The 16,114-nt window shown below is 64.2% G+C and carries 13 protein-coding genes and 2 pseudogenes; 8 read left to right on the top strand and 7 right to left on the bottom strand.

The features are described from left to right. Positions 1-117: 117 nt before the first annotated feature. Entirely contained in the window at positions 118-381 is a 264-nt protein-coding gene (locus ACVWW3_RS35595; protein WP_456651587.1) for a DUF7662 domain-containing protein, read from the bottom strand. Between the two features lie 144 nt (positions 382-525). On the opposite strand from ACVWW3_RS35595, the gene ACVWW3_RS35590 reads away from it, so the two are divergent. After that, positions 526-2,022: a diguanylate cyclase gene (locus ACVWW3_RS35590; protein ID WP_247343688.1), complete on the top strand. Its 1,497-nt coding sequence runs from the start codon at positions 526-528 to the stop codon at positions 2,020-2,022. 100 nt (positions 2,023-2,122) lie between these two features. Here ACVWW3_RS35590 and ACVWW3_RS35585 read toward each other — a convergent pair whose 3' ends face one another. Beyond that, positions 2,123-2,998, bottom strand: coding sequence for a UTP--glucose-1-phosphate uridylyltransferase (locus ACVWW3_RS35585; protein ID WP_247343690.1), 876 nt, complete (start codon positions 2,996-2,998; stop codon positions 2,123-2,125). 202 nt (positions 2,999-3,200) lie between these two features. Here ACVWW3_RS35585 and ACVWW3_RS35580 point away from each other — a divergent pair, with 202 nt between their 5' ends. Both ACVWW3_RS35580 and ACVWW3_RS35575 read left to right on the top strand, forming a co-directional pair. Then, positions 3,201-4,598: a lytic murein transglycosylase gene (locus ACVWW3_RS35580; protein WP_456651588.1), complete on the top strand. Its 1,398-nt coding sequence runs from the start codon at positions 3,201-3,203 to the stop codon at positions 4,596-4,598. Between the two features lie 198 nt (positions 4,599-4,796). Further along, a pseudogene (locus ACVWW3_RS35575) lies at positions 4,797-6,493 on the top strand (SGNH/GDSL hydrolase family protein). Positions 6,494-6,655: 162 nt separating this feature from the next. Here the strand turns inward: ACVWW3_RS35575 and ACVWW3_RS35570 are convergent. Together ACVWW3_RS35570 and ACVWW3_RS35565 are read right to left on the bottom strand one after the other, a co-directional pair. Next, a complete protein-coding gene (locus ACVWW3_RS35570) occupies positions 6,656-7,024 on the bottom strand; it encodes a CsbD family protein (protein WP_354044784.1) in 369 nt (122 codons plus the stop codon). Positions 7,025-7,083: 59 nt separating this feature from the next. Then, positions 7,084-7,821: an SDR family NAD(P)-dependent oxidoreductase gene (locus tag ACVWW3_RS35565; protein ID WP_456651590.1), complete on the bottom strand. Its 738-nt coding sequence runs from the start codon at positions 7,819-7,821 to the stop codon at positions 7,084-7,086. Positions 7,822-7,918: 97 nt separating this feature from the next. Between ACVWW3_RS35565 and ACVWW3_RS35560 the strand changes: the two genes are divergently transcribed. Beyond that, positions 7,919-8,698 carry an SDR family NAD(P)-dependent oxidoreductase gene (locus ACVWW3_RS35560; protein ID WP_456672311.1) on the top strand — a complete coding sequence of 260 codons (780 nt, stop codon included), beginning with the start codon at positions 7,919-7,921 and terminating at the stop codon, positions 8,696-8,698. A gap of 141 nt (positions 8,699-8,839) precedes the next feature. After that, positions 8,840-9,727, top strand: a complete 888-nt coding sequence (locus ACVWW3_RS35555; protein ID WP_247343709.1) for a TauD/TfdA dioxygenase family protein — start codon at positions 8,840-8,842, stop codon at positions 9,725-9,727. A 160-nt stretch (positions 9,728-9,887) separates the two neighbouring features. Here ACVWW3_RS35555 and ACVWW3_RS35550 read toward each other — a convergent pair whose 3' ends face one another. Then, positions 9,888-10,532: a YqgE/AlgH family protein gene (locus ACVWW3_RS35550; RefSeq protein ID WP_456651591.1), complete on the bottom strand. Its 645-nt coding sequence runs from the start codon at positions 10,530-10,532 to the stop codon at positions 9,888-9,890. Between the two features lie 152 nt (positions 10,533-10,684). Between ACVWW3_RS35550 and ACVWW3_RS35545 the strand changes: the two genes are divergently transcribed. The 3 genes from ACVWW3_RS35545 to ACVWW3_RS35535 all read left to right on the top strand — a co-directional run bounded on the left by ACVWW3_RS35545 (position 10,685) and on the right by ACVWW3_RS35535 (position 14,056). Beyond that, complete coding sequence (locus tag ACVWW3_RS35545) at positions 10,685-11,524, top strand: protein-disulfide reductase DsbD domain-containing protein (protein WP_247343715.1); 840 nt, start codon at positions 10,685-10,687, stop codon at positions 11,522-11,524. Positions 11,525-11,666: 142 nt separating this feature from the next. Beyond that, the gene (locus tag ACVWW3_RS35540; RefSeq protein WP_456651592.1) at positions 11,667-13,034 is read left to right on the top strand and encodes a flippase; all 1,368 of its coding nucleotides are present in this window, start codon (positions 11,667-11,669) and stop codon (positions 13,032-13,034) included. Positions 13,035-13,231: 197 nt separating this feature from the next. Then, the gene (locus ACVWW3_RS35535) at positions 13,232-14,056 is read left to right on the top strand and encodes a sulfite exporter TauE/SafE family protein (protein WP_456651593.1); all 825 of its coding nucleotides are present in this window, start codon (positions 13,232-13,234) and stop codon (positions 14,054-14,056) included. Between the two features lie 46 nt (positions 14,057-14,102). On the opposite strand, the gene ACVWW3_RS35530 is transcribed toward ACVWW3_RS35535, so the two are convergent. Together ACVWW3_RS35530 and ACVWW3_RS35525 are read right to left on the bottom strand one after the other, a co-directional pair. After that, complete coding sequence (locus tag ACVWW3_RS35530; RefSeq protein ID WP_106941870.1) at positions 14,103-14,891, bottom strand: 3-hydroxybutyrate dehydrogenase; 789 nt, start codon at positions 14,889-14,891, stop codon at positions 14,103-14,105. 2 nt (positions 14,892-14,893) lie between these two features. Continuing rightward, positions 14,894-16,070 (bottom strand): annotated as a pseudogene (locus ACVWW3_RS35525) (patatin-like phospholipase family protein). Positions 16,071-16,114: the final 44 nt, after the last annotated feature.

Raw genomic sequence — 16,114 nt, 5'->3', positions numbered from 1 at the left:
CGGGGGTGAGGGGTATCTCTCCCCGAACGCTACTCTCTCAATTGCGGATGCAATCCCTCATCCGGCGCTTCGCGCCACCTTCTCCCGCAAGGGGAGAAGAGAAGAAAGCGCACGCCGCTACCGCCGCCGGTCGCTCTTCCGCTTCGTGAACCGCACGCTCTGGCCGTCCGGCATCCGCATCGCCTTAAAACCGGCGGCGAGGCAGGCTTCACGCTGCGGCATCTGGATGTCGGGGCTGCGCTGGGTGTCCCACCATGAGGCACGATTCGCCGCGCGCGGCAGGGCCACGCCGATGATCTCCTCGATCTGTTCATAGGTCAGCACGAATTCCGCCTGCTTGTGCCGCATCAGATAATCGCGCAACGCGTCGTAATCGTTCACCGCTGTCCTCTTCGCTGGTCGAAGCCCCGCTTTGCCAAAAAACGTCAGCCGCGGAAACCAATTTTTAACTCATTACGGCAGCGCCGTCCCGGCTTAAACACTACTCAAGCTTTCGGGCGCATTCACTGATGTCGGGAGCGAATGATGTTGTCTGGATGGCGCGAAGTCATGGCCCGCCGGCCGTGGCGGCTTTCGGCGAAGCTGCTGATCATCTCGTCCGTGGTGACGGTGATCGGCTTTTCCGCCATTTGCGTCAACGTCATGCTGGACATGCGCCGCGGCGAGGAGGCGCTCGCCCGCCAGACGCTGGAAAACCTCGCAACGACCATCGAGTCCGACGTCACCCGCAACATCGAGATCTACGATTTGTCTCTGAAGGCGGTCGCCGGCAACATGCTGCTGCCGGAGATCGCGACGGTCTCAAAGCCGATCCGGCACCTGATCCTGTTCGACCATGCGACCACGGCGAGGAACTTCGGCGCGATCCAGGTGTTCGATGCCGAGGGCAGGCTGACCATCGATGCCTCCACGCTCGATCCCCTGCCGGAGAACCGCAGCGAGGAGGACTACTTCAGGATTCATCGCGACAATCCTGGAGCCGGGCTCTACATCAGCCGTCCCATGCTGTTCCGCGGCGCCTACGCGATCGTGCTGAGCCGGCGCATCAGCGACACTGACGGCGGCTTTCTCGGCGTCGTCGCCGGCTCGATCCGCTTCAGCTATTTCCACGAATTGTTCGAGCGGCTGAACCTCAACCCCGATGACACCATCACCGTGCTCAAGCGCGACCGCACCATCATGATGCGGCGGCCGTTCGACCTCGACGTGATCGGCACGAACCTGAATGATCGCCGGACCTGGAGCGCCGACAATCTCCGGGCCGGCGCCTCCTATGCAGGCCAGGGCCCGGTCGATCCGACGCCGCGGCTCTATGTACGCAGCACCGACAGCGGTCCGCTGTTCGTGGTGGCAGGCAAGCCGCTGAACGCCGTGTTCGAGCTCTGGCAGAAGGAAGCCTACCGCATCGGCGCCGTGGTCCTGGCGCTGATCCTGTTCATGCTGGCCTCGACGCTGGTGCTCGCGCGCGAGATCGGCCGGCGCGCCGAAGCCGAGCGCAAGCTCGAGGAGATGGCGACGACGGATGCGCTCACCGGCCTGAGGAACCGCCGCAAGTTCGACCAGGTCATCGACGTCGAATGGCGCCGTGCCATGCGCCAGAAGACGCCGGTCGCGCTGCTGATGATCGATGCCGATCACTTCAAGGCCTACAACGACACGTTCGGCCATCAAGCCGGCGACCAGGTGCTGGTCGGCATCGCCATCTGCATTTCCGACTCGGTGAGCCGCGCCGGCGACTGCGCCGCGCGCTATGGCGGCGAGGAATTCGCCGTGCTGCTGCCGGGCACCTCGGTCACCGACGCCTTAGAGGTCGCCGAGGCGATCCGCATCAAGGTGCAGGGCTGGTCCGACGACCAGACGGCCTCGACGGTATCCTGCGGCATCGCGAGCTTCGTTCCCACCACCGGCATGGACTGGCCGATCCTGGTCGCCGCCGCCGACAAGGCGCTCTATGCCGCGAAAGCCGGCGGCCGCAACCAGTCGGTGGTCGCGAGCTTGCCGAAGCTGTCGCTGGTGGCGTGAGGGCTACGCTGCTTGCCGCCGTCATTGCGGGAAGCTCTTGCGACGAAGCATTCCGGATCGCTTCGCTTCGCTTGCCGTGACGAGTAGAAACAGCCGACGTCTATTCCCCCAGATACTTCTTCATTTCCGCGATCAGGCCATCGCGCAGTTCGGGCCGCTTCAGGCCGTAGGCGATGTTGGCGCGGAGGAAGCCGGGCTTGGAGCCGCAATCGTGGCGTTCGCCCTCGAATTCGACGCCGTAGAATTTTTGCGATTTGGCGAGTCCGATCATGGCGTCGGTGAGCTGGATCTCTCCGCCGGCGCCGCGCTCCTGGGTCTCCAGGATCTTGAATATCTCCGGCTGGAGGATGTAGCGGCCGGTGATCGAGAGGTTGGAGGGCGCGGTGCCCTTGGCCGGCTTCTCGATCATGCCGTCGACCTCGAACATCTTGCCGGTGCGTTTGCCGACGCCGCAGATGCCGTATTGATGGGTGAGATGGTCGGGCACCGCCTCGACCGCGATGATGTTGGATTTTTCGCCGAGCTTGCTGGCGGTCTCGATCATCTGCTTCAGGCAGCCGGGCGAATTGAGCACGAGTTCGTCGGGCAGCACGACCGCGAACGGTTCGTTGCCGACGATGTCGCGCGCGCACCAGACCGCATGACCGAGGCCGAGCGGCGCCTGCTGGCGGGTGAAGCTGACGGCGCCGGCTTCGGGCTGGTTCTGCGCCAGAACGTCCTGCTCGGTCTTCTTGCCGCGCGCGGCCAGCGTCGCATCGAGCTCGAACATCCGGTCGAAATGATCTTCGATGACACTTTTGTTGCGGCCGGTGACGAAGATGAAGTGCTCGATGCCGGCTTCCCTGGCCTCGTCATAGACATACTGGATCAGCGGCTTGTCGACGATCGTCAGCATTTCCTTCGGCATCGCCTTGGTGGCGGGCAGGACGCGGGTGCCGAGGCCGGCAACGGGAAATACGGCTTTGCGGATTTTCATGGGATTGATCGAATACCTGAGGAACACGTGAAGGAAGCAATGGCATCTTGCTAGCTTGTTTGCAGCCGCCAACAAAGGCGGATGTGGGGCCTCGTCCTCACAGAGTTAAGAAAAAGGCCGTCATCAAAATTTCACCTTTGTTAAGCAGTTGGCAACCGTAACCAGGCCTCCTGAGGGCGGATTTGGCCGGACAGGTGAGGACATGATGCAATCAATGGCAGGGCTGGCAAAACGGGGCGGGTCCGTGACCGGTGCGATGATGATTGCGGCCGTCCTGCTGTTCCCGCTCCCCGCCGGCGCGCAGACTCAGAACGGTCTGTCAAATCTGTTCGGCGGCATTTTTTCCGGTCCGAACCCGGCGCCCTCGCAAGCAATGCCCGGCCCCGGGGACGCTCAAACGGGAGCTCAACCTTGGACCGGCGAGGACGGCGCCTCCGGTCATCCGCTGATGACGGCCGCCGCGATCCGCGAGGCCGCGGGTAACTTCAACAATTGCGTCGCAGGCATGTGGCCCGATGCCGCGCGGCGCAACATCACGCAGGAAAATTTCCAGCGCTTCACGGCAGGCCTTGCGCCCGACCTGCGTATCATGGACCTCATGGACTCGCAGCCGGAGTTCACCAAGTCGATCTGGGACTATCTCGACATCCTCGTGAACGACAACCGCCTCGCCAAGGGCCGCGAGGTCCTCGCCAAATACAAGGCGCAGTTCGACGCCACCGAAAAGGCCACCGGCGTCGATCGTTATATCATCGCGTCGATCTGGGGCATCGAGTCCAACTACTCGACCCAGATGGGCGACCGCAGCGTGCTGCAATCGACCGCAACGCTCGCCTGCATCGGCCGCCGCCAGGCCTATTTCAAGGACGAGTTCCTCTCGGCACTGGAGATCCTGAACCGCGGCGACCTCAGGCCCGAACAGTTGCGCGGCTCCTGGGCCGGCGCCTTCGGCCCGACCCAATTCATGCCGACCGCGTTCAAGCGCTTTGCCGTGGACGGCGACGGTGACGGACGGCGCGACGTCGTCGACAATCCCTCCGACCTGATCGCCTCGACCGCCAACAATCTGAAGAAGGACGGTTGGCAGGCCGGCCAGACCTGGGGCTACGAGGTCGTGGTGCCGGAGGGATTCAACTACATGCTGGCCGATCGCGCCAAGGCGATGACGATGGCGCAATGGGAGAAGCTCGGGCTCAAGCGCCCGGCCAACCAGCCGTTGCCGCACCCGGCGGAGAAAGCCTATCTGCTGGCGCCCGCCGGCGCGCAGGGGCCGGGCTTCCTGATGCTGCAGAACTTCCGGGTCATCATGAAGTACAACCCTGCCGAGGCCTATGCGATGGCGATCGGCCATTTCGCCGACCGCCTGCGCGGCGGCCAGCCCTTCGTGCAGCCCTGGCCGCGGCAGGAACGCGAGCTGTCCCGCACCGAGCGGCTGGAACTCCAGCAACTGCTGGCCCAGCGCGGTTTCTACAAGGGCACCCCCGACGGCCAGTTCGGCGGCCAGACCCGGGAAGCCCTGCGCAACTTCCAGGCCTCGATCGGGGTCCCCGCGGACGGATTTGCCTCCTCCGACGCGCTGAACCGGCTGCGCGGGCGGTAAAATCGCGCCGAAAGTAACCCTGAACAAGGATTCCGGCAGGCAGCCTTGACGGGGGCGGCTGTTCCCCGTGTATGGGCCAAGAGAATATGGGCCAAGAGAATCTGAAGAGAATCTGAAAAGAGAATCTGCCCGTTTGGCGCCTGATTCCGTTATTATATTGAACTACTCCCGATCCCCATTGCGCGTGCCCGAGATCGCATGTCGAAGAAGTCCCTGTTCAAGGCGCTGACCGAGACCGGCCCGCTGATCGCGCTGGGGACGGCGCTTGCGATTCTGGTCTTGATCGCGGGGCCGGCCTCGGCGCAATTCTTCAATTTCCCTGGCTTCGGCGGCCCGCCGCAACGCCAGGCCCCGCCACCGCGAAGCGGCGGTGAACGTGGCGGATGGTTCGGCGGCGACTTCTTCGCGCCGTTCCAGCAGCAGCAACAGCAGCAGCAGGCGCCGCGCCAGGATTTTTCGCGCGCACCGGCGCCGGCCAAGCACGACACGACGCCTGACAAGAACGTGCTGGTGATCGGCGACGCCATGGCCGACTGGCTCGCCTACGGCCTCGAAGACGCCTACACCGAGCAGCCCGACATGGGCGTGATCCGCAAGCACAAGACCACGTCCGGCCTGATCAAGTACCAGCCCAAGGGTGAGCCCTCGGACTGGGCGGCAGCCGCGAAGGGCATCCTCGAAACCGAAAAGCCCGACGTGATCGTGGTCATGCTCGGCCTCAACGACCGCATCGCCATCCGCGAGGCAGCAGCCCCCGATAAGTCGGACAAGGCGACGGACAAGGACAAGAAGAACGACAAGGGCGCGCGTGGCAAACCACCGGCCAAGCCCGGCGATGCCAAGCCCAACGACAGCGCGGCCAAGCCGGACGACGCCGACCTGCCGCAGGATGATGCCGACAACGCTGACACACCGGCGGTCGCAACGCCCGAGAAGACCGCACGCAACCCGAACGGCCTCTACGAATTCCGCGACGAGCGCTGGGTCGAGCTCTACGGCAAGAAGATCGAGGAGCTCGCCAACGTGCTCAAGAGCAAGGGCGTGCCGGTGCTCTGGGTCGGCCTGCCCGCGATCCGCGGCCCCAAGGGCACCGCGGACATGCTGTTCCTGGATTCGCTCTATCGCGAAGGCGCGGCCAAGAGGCCGGCATAACTTACGTCGACGTCTGGGACGGCTTTGTCGACGAGGCCGGCCGCTTCCTCCAGAAGGGCCCGGACTTCGAAGGCCAGATCCGTCAGCTCCGCAGCTATGACGGCGTCTATTTCACAAAACCCGGCGCGCGCAAGCTCGCTCACTATGTCGAACGCGAGATCACGCGCCTGCTCGCCGGGCGCTCCGGCCCGATCGCGCTGCCGAGCGAACCCGCAACGCCCGACACCAGTGCCGAACCCGGCAAGCCCGCGCCGCGGCCGCTGGCCGGCCCGATCGTGCCGCTGGTTGCGGCCTCGATCTCGACCGATCAATTGCTGGGCGGACCGGGCTCGCGCCCTGCCGCCGTCGATGCGCTCGCTGCGAGAACAATGGTGAAGGGCGAGCCATTGGCTGCGCCCGCGGGCCGTGCCGACGATTATGCCTGGCCGCGCCGCGAAGTCGGCCGCGAGCAGTCCAAAGGCGATACGCCGATGGCCGCGACGTCGCCCGAGGGCAATGCTGCTCCGGGTTCACCCGGCGCCGCCGCAGCGATCGCGCCGCAAAAGCTCGCGCCGAAGAAGCCGTCGGTGCCGCAGCAGCCGGCACAGGCAACGCCGTCAATTCGTGATTTCTTCGGCTTCGGCTCTCCGCAAGCACCGCCGCGTCAATTGACGCCCGCGCCAGGGCCGCGCAATCCCAATCAGAACCCCGCGATTCCGCGGCCGCCGGGCAATGTCGGGCGATCGGCGGAAGTGGCTCGGTAGTTTACCGAGCTGAGCCCTCGTGTCCCAGACGCGTTGCAGCGTGTAACGCTGCTGCGCAGAGCCGGGACCCAGCTCTTGACTCACAAAAATAAGCCCCGGACGCAATGTGGCGCTTCACGCCGCATTGCGTCCGGGGCACGTTGGATGGCGTTTAGCTGAGCCCTAATAGCGCCAGCGCGGCGGCGGGCGGCGCGAAGGCCGCGCCATCAACAGCGCGAGTGCAAAGCCGATGCCGCCGGCGACCAGCAGCGCGCCGAGCGGGTTGTCCTGCACCTTCTGGGCAATTGCCTGCGAACCATCGCGGAAAGTGTCGCCGCTGTTCTCGTAGGCATCCTTGGCGTAACCCGCCGCCGTTTCGCCAGCGTCACGGACGGCATCCTTGGCCTGGCCGTAGAGATTTTGCACGGTGCCTGCGGCTTCCCGCGCGTTGCCCGACGCCTGTGTCTGCGCATCGCCTGCGAGATCACCGACAGCGCCTTCCGCGCGTCCGGCGAATTCCTTGGCCGATCCGACAATCCGATCCTTATCCATGATGCTCCTCCTCGGGGTCAGCCCAAGTAACCGATCAGGAGCGGCACGGTTCCTTCGCGCTAGAGAATAAGCCCGCCGTCGACGACCAATGTTTGGCCGATGATGTAGGACGACAGCGGCGACGCCAAAAACAGCGCCGCGCCCGCCATGTCAGCCGGGGTGCCCAATCGCCGCAGCGGAATGCGTGAAAGTGCACCTTCGAGCCGCTTGGGATTGTCGGTCGTCACCTTGGTCATCTTGGTGTCGACGAGACCGGGCGCGATGCCGTTGACGCGGATGCCGTCCTCGGCCCAGGCCTCGCCCAGCGTCCGCGTCAATCCGACCGCGCCGGTCTTCGACGCGTTGTAAGCGGGATTGCCCATCGTGGAATGATAGGCCGCGGTCGAGGACACCATGATCAGCAACCCTTGCGAGTCCCGCAGCATGGAATGAAACCGCGTGGCGCAGGCCATCAGGCTCATCAGATTGACCTCGACGACCTTGCGGAAGCCGGCCATCTCGAACTCACCGCGGCGATAGAGCACCGCGCCCTGCGCGAGCACCAGCACGTCGAGTCTGTCGAACGACGGCTTGAAGGCTTCGACCGCTCCGGTATTGCCGACGTCGAGCTGCGCGTAGGAGAGACCGGCGAGATCCGAGCCTTCCTCCTGCGAATATTCCTTGGCGTGAGCACGCGTACCGCAGACCGCAACTTGCGCGCCCCTGACGCGAAAGGCTTGCGCGATGCCGTTGCCGATGCCGCTGGAGCCGCCGATAACCAGCACCTGCTTGCCTGAGAAATCGAGTTCGTTCGTCATCGCCACCTCCCTCTTTGCTTTGCTTGTTTGACCTGTCTGCGGATCGATGCCAGCCTTGTCAATCATAACAAGAACAAGCAGAGCGCGAGGAAACAGCATGTCCGATTTCAAACAGCTCAGCCGGTCCGTGAAGGGTCTGACCGTTCTCGTCACCGGCGCGGCCAGCGGCATGGGGCGCGCGACGGCGCGTGTGTTCGCCACTGAAGGCGCGAACGTCGCCGTCACCGATTATGACGAACAAGGCGCGCAAGCCGTCGCGGAGGACATCGCGACAGCTGGCGGATCGGCGAAAGCCTGGAAGCTCGACGTTGCCGACGGCACCGAGATCAAGCGCGTGGTTGGCGACGTCGCCGCGCATTTCGGCGGGCTCGACATCATCGTCAACAATGCCGGCATTTCCGTGCGCGTCGCGATCGACGACGAGGCCTATGAAGACGCCTGGGCCAGGGGCATCGCGGTGATGCTGACGGCGCATCCGCGCATCGTCCGCGCCGCGCTGCCTCACTTGCGCAAGTCAAACAGCCCGCGCATCGTCAACATCGCTTCCACCGAGGCGCTCGGCGCCACCGCGTTGCACAGCCCTTATTCGGCGGCGAAGGGCGGCGTCGCCAGCCTCACCCGCTCGCTCGCGGTGGAGCTCGGCCGCGAAGGCATTACCGTCAACTGCATCTGCCCGGGTCCGATCCGCACAGCCATCACCGACCGGATATCGGAAGAGCACAAGACGATCTACGCCAAGCGCCGCACCGCACTGGGCCGCTACGGCGATCCCGAAGAGGTCGCGCACATGACGCTGAGCCTGTGCCTGCCGGCAGCGTCCTTCCTCACCGGCGCGGTCATCCCCGTCGACGGCGGCCTGATGGCGCGCAACGCGTAAGAGCTGTGGCCCGGATGGAGCGCAGCGCAATCAGGGCTACGGGCAGCTATGCACACCGAGCGTTGACAACGCCGGTTACGGGAGTAGTTTTTTCAGCGACAGAGCGGGACCAACCGCTCGCGGCTCGCGGGAGAAAACGTCATGACGATCGCCATCCGGCAGCTTCAGAAGCATTTTGTCGGCGAGGTCTCGGGCCTCGACCTGAGACAGCCTCTCACACAGGACCAGGCGCGCGAGGTCGAGGCTGCCATGGACAAATATGCGGTGCTGGTCTTCCACGACCAGGACATCACCGACGAGCAACAGATGGCTTTTGCACTGAATTTCGGCCAGCGCGAAGACGCGCGCGGCGGCACGGTGACGAAGGAGAAGGACTACCGGCTCCAGTCCGGACTGAACGACGTCTCCAATCTCGGCAAGGACGGCAAGCCGCTGGCGAAAGACAGCCGGGCGCATCTGTTCAATCTGGGCAACTGCCTGTGGCATTCCGACAGCTCGTTCCGCCCGATCCCGGCAAAATTCTCGCTGCTGTCGGCCCGCGTGCTCAACCCGAAGGGCGGCAACACCGAATTCGCCGATATGCGCGCGGCCTATGACGCGCTCGACGACGACACCAAGGCGGAGATCGAGGACCTCGTGTGCGAGCACTCGCTGATGTATTCGCGGGGATCGCTCGGCTTCACCGAATACACCGACGACGAGAAGAAGATGTTCAAACCGGTGCTGCAACGTCTCGTGCGCACCCATCCCGTGCATCGTCGCAAGTCGCTTTATCTCTCATCGCATGCCGGCAAGATTGTCAGCATGAACGTGCCGGAGGGCCGGGTACTGCTGCGCGATCTCAACGAGCACGCGACCAGCGCGGAGTTCGTCTACGTCCACAAATGGAAGCTGCATGATCTCGTGATGTGGGACAACCGCCAGACTATGCACCGCGTCCGCCGCTACGACCAGTCCCAGCCCCGCGACATGCGCCGCGCGACAGTGGCGGGGACCGAGCCGACGGTGCAGCAGCAGGCGGCGGAGTAGTTCGTCATTTTCCGAAGCTGGTCAACGCCCGGCTTGACCGGGCGATCCAGTACGCCGAGACGGGTGTGATCGAGCCGATACGCTGCGGCGTACTGGATGCCCCGGTCAAGCCGGGGCATGACAGCGAGGGCGACGCACGACACCAAGAGTGTCGCGACAGCTACGCGTGGCCCGCCTCGTTCGAGAGCATGCCGGGATCGATGCCGATCTTGCGCAGCGCGCGGCCGTATTTTTCATCGACGTCATCGCCGAAGATCAAATCCGAATCCGCGTCGCAATGCAGCCAGCCATTGCTCTGGATTTCGGTCTCGAGCTGGCCCGGCGCCCAGCCGGCATAGCCGAGCGCCAGGATGGCGTGCTTGGGGCCGGAGCCGTCGGCGATCGCGCGCAGGATGTCGACGGTCGCGGTGAGGCAGACGCCGTCGTCGATCCGGAGTGTCGCGTTCTCGATGTAGAAATCGCTGGAGTGCAGCACAAAGCCGCGGCCGGTATCAACCGGACCGCCGCGCAGCACCTTCATGCTTTCGGCGTTCTCCGGCAGCTTGATGTGCTCGCCCTTCTTGATGATGCCGAGCTGTTGCAACAGCTCGGGGAAGTCGATGCTGCCGGCCGGATGGTTGACGATGATGCCCATGGCGCCTTCGGCGGAGTGAGCGCAGAGGTAGATCACCGAGCGCTGGAAGCGCTCATCGCCCATCACCGGCATCGCGATGAGGAGGCGGCCGTCGAGGTAACCCGCCGAACTGGGAAGCGCGGGGCCGGGCTTGCGGGTGCTTTCGCCCATCCTCTTTCCTGTGGGAGCCATCGGTGAAGCACTCCGGTTTCAATTCCTATCCTGATGTCGGGCCGGTCCGCTGTCAAATCAAGGCTTGCAAGGTCAAGACTTGCAGGGACTTGATTCAAGTCATCACAAGCAATTCAATGGTTTGCCCCGGGGTGACCCTGTAAAGACGTATCATGCTGACAAGAGTTCCCCTGCATGCGGCGATTGGCGTCGCGACAACCCTGCTTGTGTCATCGCTGGCGCTTGCGGCCCATGCCGACGACGCATCGCCGTGGCAGCGTGACGGACATTCCGCGGTGCGGTTGCTCGCGGGATCGCGCAGCGGCGCCGTCCTGCTCGGCGGTATCGCCTTCCAGATCCAGCCCGGCTGGAAAACCTATTGGCGCATGCCGGGCGATTCCGGCGTTCCGCCGCGCTTCGATTTCTCGAAGTCTGACAATGTCGAAGCGGTGACGGTGATGTGGCCGGCGCCGCTGAAGTTCGACGACGGCGCCGGCGGCCATTCGATCGGCTATCACGACCAGATCGTGCTGCCGCTGCGCATCATCGCCAAGGCGGCCGACAAGCCGGTGACGCTGCGCGCCGAGATCAATTACGCCGTGTGCGAAAAGCTTTGCATTCCGGTCGAGGCCAAGGCCGAGCTTGGCTTCAACAGCGTCGCGTCGACCGAGGACGCCAATCTGCGTGCAGCGCTCGACACCGTGCCCAAGCCCGCCAATATCGGCGATCCCAACCCGATCACCATCCGCGACGTCAAGCGTGACGGGCCCAAGAATGTGGTGGTCGACGTGGTGACGCCGGATGCGGGCAACGTCAATTTGTTCGTGGAAGGCCCGACGCCGGATTGGTCGTTGCCGATCCCCGCGCCGGTCGAGCCCAGCCCGCCGGGCGTGAAGCGATTTTCTTTCGAGCTCGACGGACTGCCACCGGGCGCCAAGCCCGACGGCGCCGCGCTGAAGTTCACGCTGGTCGGGCCGCAGAAGTCGTACGAGTTCAATACGAATTTGGAGTAGTCGTCGTCCTCCCCCGTGCGCAATTGCGCACGGGGGAGACGACGGAAACACCCAACCGAATCTTAACGAATGGTTGCTAATCCCCAAGGCTACTGCAGCAAGGCTGCCGCAGCATGCGCGTGCGCCCCGGGGATCCTTCGAATTGGCCGTGATGGATGCAGAACCCGCAACGACCGGACCTGCCGGCCTGATCGCGCGGCTGCGCGAAAAATTGACGGGCGGATCGAGCGAGGCGTCGCTGACGCGGCGGCTGGCGGGCACCATCTTCATCATCCGGGTGATCAGCGCGGGCCTTGCATATTTCTCGCAGGTCCTGCTCGCGCGCTGGATGGGCACGTCCGACTACGGCGTCTACGTCTATGTCTGGACCTGGGTGCTGCTGCTCGGCAGCATGATGGATTTTGGCATCTCGGCCTCCGCGCAAAAAATCATTCCGGAGTACCGCACCAGCGGCGAGCAGGCGCTGCTGCGCGGCTTTCTCTCCGGCAGCCGCTGGCTGACCTTTGCCGTCTCCGCGCTGGCGTCGCTCGGCCTTGCCGGTATCGTCAAATTGCTGTCGCCCTGGATCGATCCGGCCGAGGTACTGCCGCTCTATATCGGCTGCATGACGCTGCCCGCTTTCGTCGTCGCCAACACCCAGGACGGCATCGCGCGCTCGCATGACTGGATGCAGCTCGGCCTGATGCCGCAATTCATCATCCGCCAGGCGCTGATCATCGGCATCACGGCCTGCGCCTTCCTGCTCGGGTATCATCTCGGCGCGGTCGCCGCGATGGTCGCGAGCGCCGGCGCGGTGTGGATCGCGATGACCGGGCAGATGATGGTGCTGAACCGCAAGCTTGCCAATCACATCGAGCCGGGCCCCAAGGCTTATGACATCGGCGGCTGGCTCGCCGTCTCGCTGCCGATCCTGCTGGTCGAAAGCTTCTACTTGCTCTTGTCCTATACCGACGTGCTGGTGCTTCAGCAGTTCCGCCCCTCCGACGAGGTCGGCGTCTATTTCGCCGTGGTGAAGACGCTGGCGCTGGTCTCCTTCATCCACTACGCGATGTCGGCGACCACCGCGCATCGCTTCGCTGAGTACAACGCAGCTGGCGACAAGGTGCGGCTGTCGGCTTACGTGGCGCATGCCATCAACTGGACGTTCTGGCCGTCGCTGGCGGCGACCATCGTGCTGCTCGCGCTCGGCAGGCCGCTGCTCTGGCTGTTCGGGCCGCAATTCGTGGTCGGTTACGACATCATGTTCGTCGCCGCGATCGGGCTCGTGGTGCGCTCCGCGATCGGCCCGGTCGAACGCCTGCTCAACATGCTCGGGCAGCAGAAGATCTGCGCGCTGGCCTATGCGCTGGCCTTTGTGATGAACCTGGTACTCTGCATCGCGCTGGTGCCGCGCTACGGCGGTCATGGCGCCGCCACCGCGACCTCGATCTCGCTCTGCTTCGAGACGGTGCTGCTGTTCTGGATCGTGCGACAGCGCCTCGGCCTGCACGTGCTGGCGTTCGGTAAATAGGCGCTTCACACCTGCCCTCGCATGCTGCCCTCGGGGAACGGCTGTTTCGCAGCAGGCCCGGGAACAAAAAGAAATGCCTACTCATCGTCGGCATACAGCACGATTTTTCTTATTGCTCCCAATCAGTTGCACCGTAGGGAAATTTTATTCTACGTCATATTGCCCAACTGACGAGATAAACCTAAGATTCCCTGGACATGATCGATCCACTCTACGTCGCCTCCGGTTTTGGCGTCGGCCTGCTGGTCGGGATGACCGGCGTCGGCGGCGGTTCGTTGATGACGCCGCTGCTGATCCTGTTGTTCGGCATTCATCCATCGACCGCGGTCGGCACCGACCTGCTCTATGCGGCCGCCACCAAGACCGGCGGCAGCGTGGTGCATGGCTGGTCGCGCAGCGTGCACTGGCCGGCGGTGCTGCGGCTCGCCTGCGGCAGCCTTCCGGCGAGCGCGCTGACGCTGCTCGTGCTGTGGGAGCTCGACCTCAAGAGCGATTCCGAGCGCAGCCTGGTCAATCTGGTGTTGTGCTTTGCTCTGCTGCTGACCGCGACCTCGCTGATCTTCCGCAAGGCGATCATGAAGCGTTATCGTCGACGCCTGGAGCAGGTCGATGACCGCACCACGGCGATCGCGACGGTCATCACCGGAATCGTGCTCGGTGTGCTGGTCTCGATTTCATCGGTCGGCGCCGGCGCGGTCGGCGTCACCGTCCTGCTGCTGCTCTATCCGCGCCTGCCGATGGCGACCATCGTCGGCTCCGACATCGCCCATGCGGTACCGCTGACGCTGGTCGCCGGAATCGGGCACTGGGCGCTCGGCGACGTCGATTGGGCGCTGATGGGCGTGCTGCTGCTGGGCTCGCTGCCCGGCATCATCGTCGGCAGCTTCAGCGCGACGCGCGTGCCCGAGACGGTGCTGCGCCTGACACTTGCCAGCGTGCTGTTCGTGGTCGCCGGCAAGATCATGTTCGCGGAGCTGAACCTGTCCTCGGCATTCGTGACGGCGCTAGCCTGGACACACTGAACGAAAATGGCGGAGCTCGGCTCCGCCATTCGCCAGCCGTAGTCCCCTACTCCGCGGTCCAGCCGCCGTCGATCGAGAGGTTGGTGCCGGTGATCTGCGCGGCATCGTCGCCGCACAGGAACAGCGCGAGTGCCGCGACCTGCTCGGAGGTGACGAACTCCTTGGTCGGCTGCGCATCGAGCAGCACGTCGTTGATCACCTGCTCGCGCGTAAGGTTGCGCGCCTTCATCGTGTCGGGAATCTGCTTCTCTACCAGCGGCGTCCAGACATAGCCGGGGCTGATGCAGTTGCAGGTGATCTTGCTGGTCGCGACCTCCAGAGCCACGGTCTTGGTCAGGCCGGCGATGCCGTGCTTGGCCGACACATAGGCCGACTTGAAGGGCGAGGCGACCAGCGAGTGCGCGGAAGCGGTATTGATGATGCGGCCCCAGCCCTTCTTCTTCATGCCGGGCACGGCGGCGCGAATGGCATGGAAGGCCGAGGACAGGTTGATCGCGATGATCTGGTCCCACTTCTCCGGCGGGAATTCCTCGATCGGCGAGACGAACTGGATGCCGGCATTGTTGACGAGGATGTCGACCGAACCGAAACTCTTCTCGCCGAGCGCGATCATCCCGGCGATCTCCGCCGGCTTGGTCATGTCGGCGGGCGAATAGACGGCCTTGACGCCGAAATCGGATTCGATCTTGGCGCGCTCCTTCTCGATGTCCTCCGGCGAGCCGAACCCGTTGATGACGACATTGGCGCCGGCGGCGGCGAAGGCGCGCGCATAAGCAAGCCCGATGCCGCTGGTCGACCCGGTCACGACGGCATTCTTGCCTGACAGACTACCCATATTCATTCGCTCCTTTTTGGCGGGGGCGCGGTGACGTCCCCCGTGAGATCGTAAGTCACCATGGTCTCGCCGGATTGCGGCCGCTCGAGCCAGTCCTTGTGGCGCATCGACAGATGCACGTCGCGCACGCCGGCTTCCCAATGCTCGACCATGGCGACATGCGAGAAATCGTAATCCTTGGACGAGGATTCGTAGTTCTTGCTGCGGTAGATCAGGTGCACCACAGTAACAGTGCTTTCGCGCGATACCTTGGCAAGGAATTCCACGGAAGGGTCGTTCTTGAGATAATCGGGCAATTTGGAAATCAGGTCGCGCACGGCCCTGCGGGCGTTGTGCACCTGCTTGTTCTTGTCGGTGTTCATCCGCGTGCGGCTGGAGAAGCGGATGTCCTTCTCGCGCTCGGTGGCCTCGAGCAGCGACGTCGGCAGATCGCCGCGGGCGCTGAACAGGTCGATCTGGAAGATCAGGAGGTCGCGGTCGACCTCGGCGTCCAGCACGTAGTCGAGCGGCGTGTTGGAGGCGATGCCGCCGTCCCAATAATGCTCGCCGTCGATCACGACGGACGGAAAGCCCGGCGGCAACGCGCCGGAGGCCATGATGTGCTCCGGGCCGATTTTCTTGCCACGCTTCTTGAATTCGTAATTGTCGAAATACTTGAAGTTGCCGGAGGTGACGCCGACCGCACCGACCGACAGCCGTGTCTTCAAGTCATTGATGCGGTCGAAATCGACAAGGCGCTCCAGTGTCTTCTTCAGTGGCGCGGTGTCGTAGTAGCTCTGCGCCTGTGGGCTGCCGGGGGGCCAGAGCAGCGCCGGAGGCAGGCGAGGCACGAAGAAGCCGCGGCACGCCGAACGTTGCGATGAGCGCGGCGCTGCTGGAGTTGAACAGCTCGCGGCTGTGATCGCTCTTGCCGATCGGCTTCCACGGCACCGGCGCGGAGACCATCTCCCAGAATTCCTTGAGCCGCCTGACCCGCGTCTGACCTTCGTTGCCGGCAATGATCGCGGCGTTGATCGCGCCGATCGAGATGCCGGCCACCCATTCCGGCTCGAAGCCGGCATGGCAGAGCGACTGATAGGCGCCGGCCTGATAGGAGCCGAGCGCGCCGCCGCCCTGGAGGACCAGGACGCGTTGCGCATTCGCGGGGACTGTTGCGATTTCCGGGCTATGATCTGTCATGTGGGAACAGTAGCAAAAGGCGAGCCACCGTGGCGACAGTTTCG

The organism is Bradyrhizobium sp. LM2.9, assembly GCF_054056555.1.
The sequence above is the reverse complement of the archived record's forward strand: the minus strand, read 5'-3'. Positions and strand labels throughout refer to the sequence as shown.

Coding starts and splice junctions, on each gene's coding strand:
- ACVWW3_RS35565 (WP_456651590.1), bottom strand. CDS start 7,821: ATGACGAACGAACTCGATTTCTCAGGCAAGCAGGTGCTGGTTATCGGC.
- ACVWW3_RS35570 (WP_354044784.1), bottom strand. CDS start 7,024: ATGGATAAGGATCGGATTGTCGGATCGGCCAAGGAATTCGCCGGACGC.
- ACVWW3_RS35560 (WP_456672311.1), top strand. CDS start 7,919: ATGTCCGATTTCAAACAGCTCAGCCGGTCCGTGAAGGGTCTGACCGTT.
- ACVWW3_RS35530 (WP_106941870.1), bottom strand. CDS start 14,891: ATGGGTAGTCTGTCAGGCAAGAATGCCGTCGTGACCGGGTCGACCAGC.
- ACVWW3_RS35580 (WP_456651588.1), top strand. CDS start 3,201: ATGATGCAATCAATGGCAGGGCTGGCAAAACGGGGCGGGTCCGTGACC.
- ACVWW3_RS35535 (WP_456651593.1), top strand. CDS start 13,232: ATGATCGATCCACTCTACGTCGCCTCCGGTTTTGGCGTCGGCCTGCTG.
- ACVWW3_RS35585 (WP_247343690.1), bottom strand. CDS start 2,998: ATGAAAATCCGCAAAGCCGTATTTCCCGTTGCCGGCCTCGGCACCCGC.
- ACVWW3_RS35550 (WP_456651591.1), bottom strand. CDS start 10,532: ATGGCTCCCACAGGAAAGAGGATGGGCGAAAGCACCCGCAAGCCCGGC.
- ACVWW3_RS35545 (WP_247343715.1), top strand. CDS start 10,685: ATGCTGACAAGAGTTCCCCTGCATGCGGCGATTGGCGTCGCGACAACC.
- ACVWW3_RS35590 (WP_247343688.1), top strand. CDS start 526: ATGTTGTCTGGATGGCGCGAAGTCATGGCCCGCCGGCCGTGGCGGCTT.
- ACVWW3_RS35555 (WP_247343709.1), top strand. CDS start 8,840: ATGACGATCGCCATCCGGCAGCTTCAGAAGCATTTTGTCGGCGAGGTC.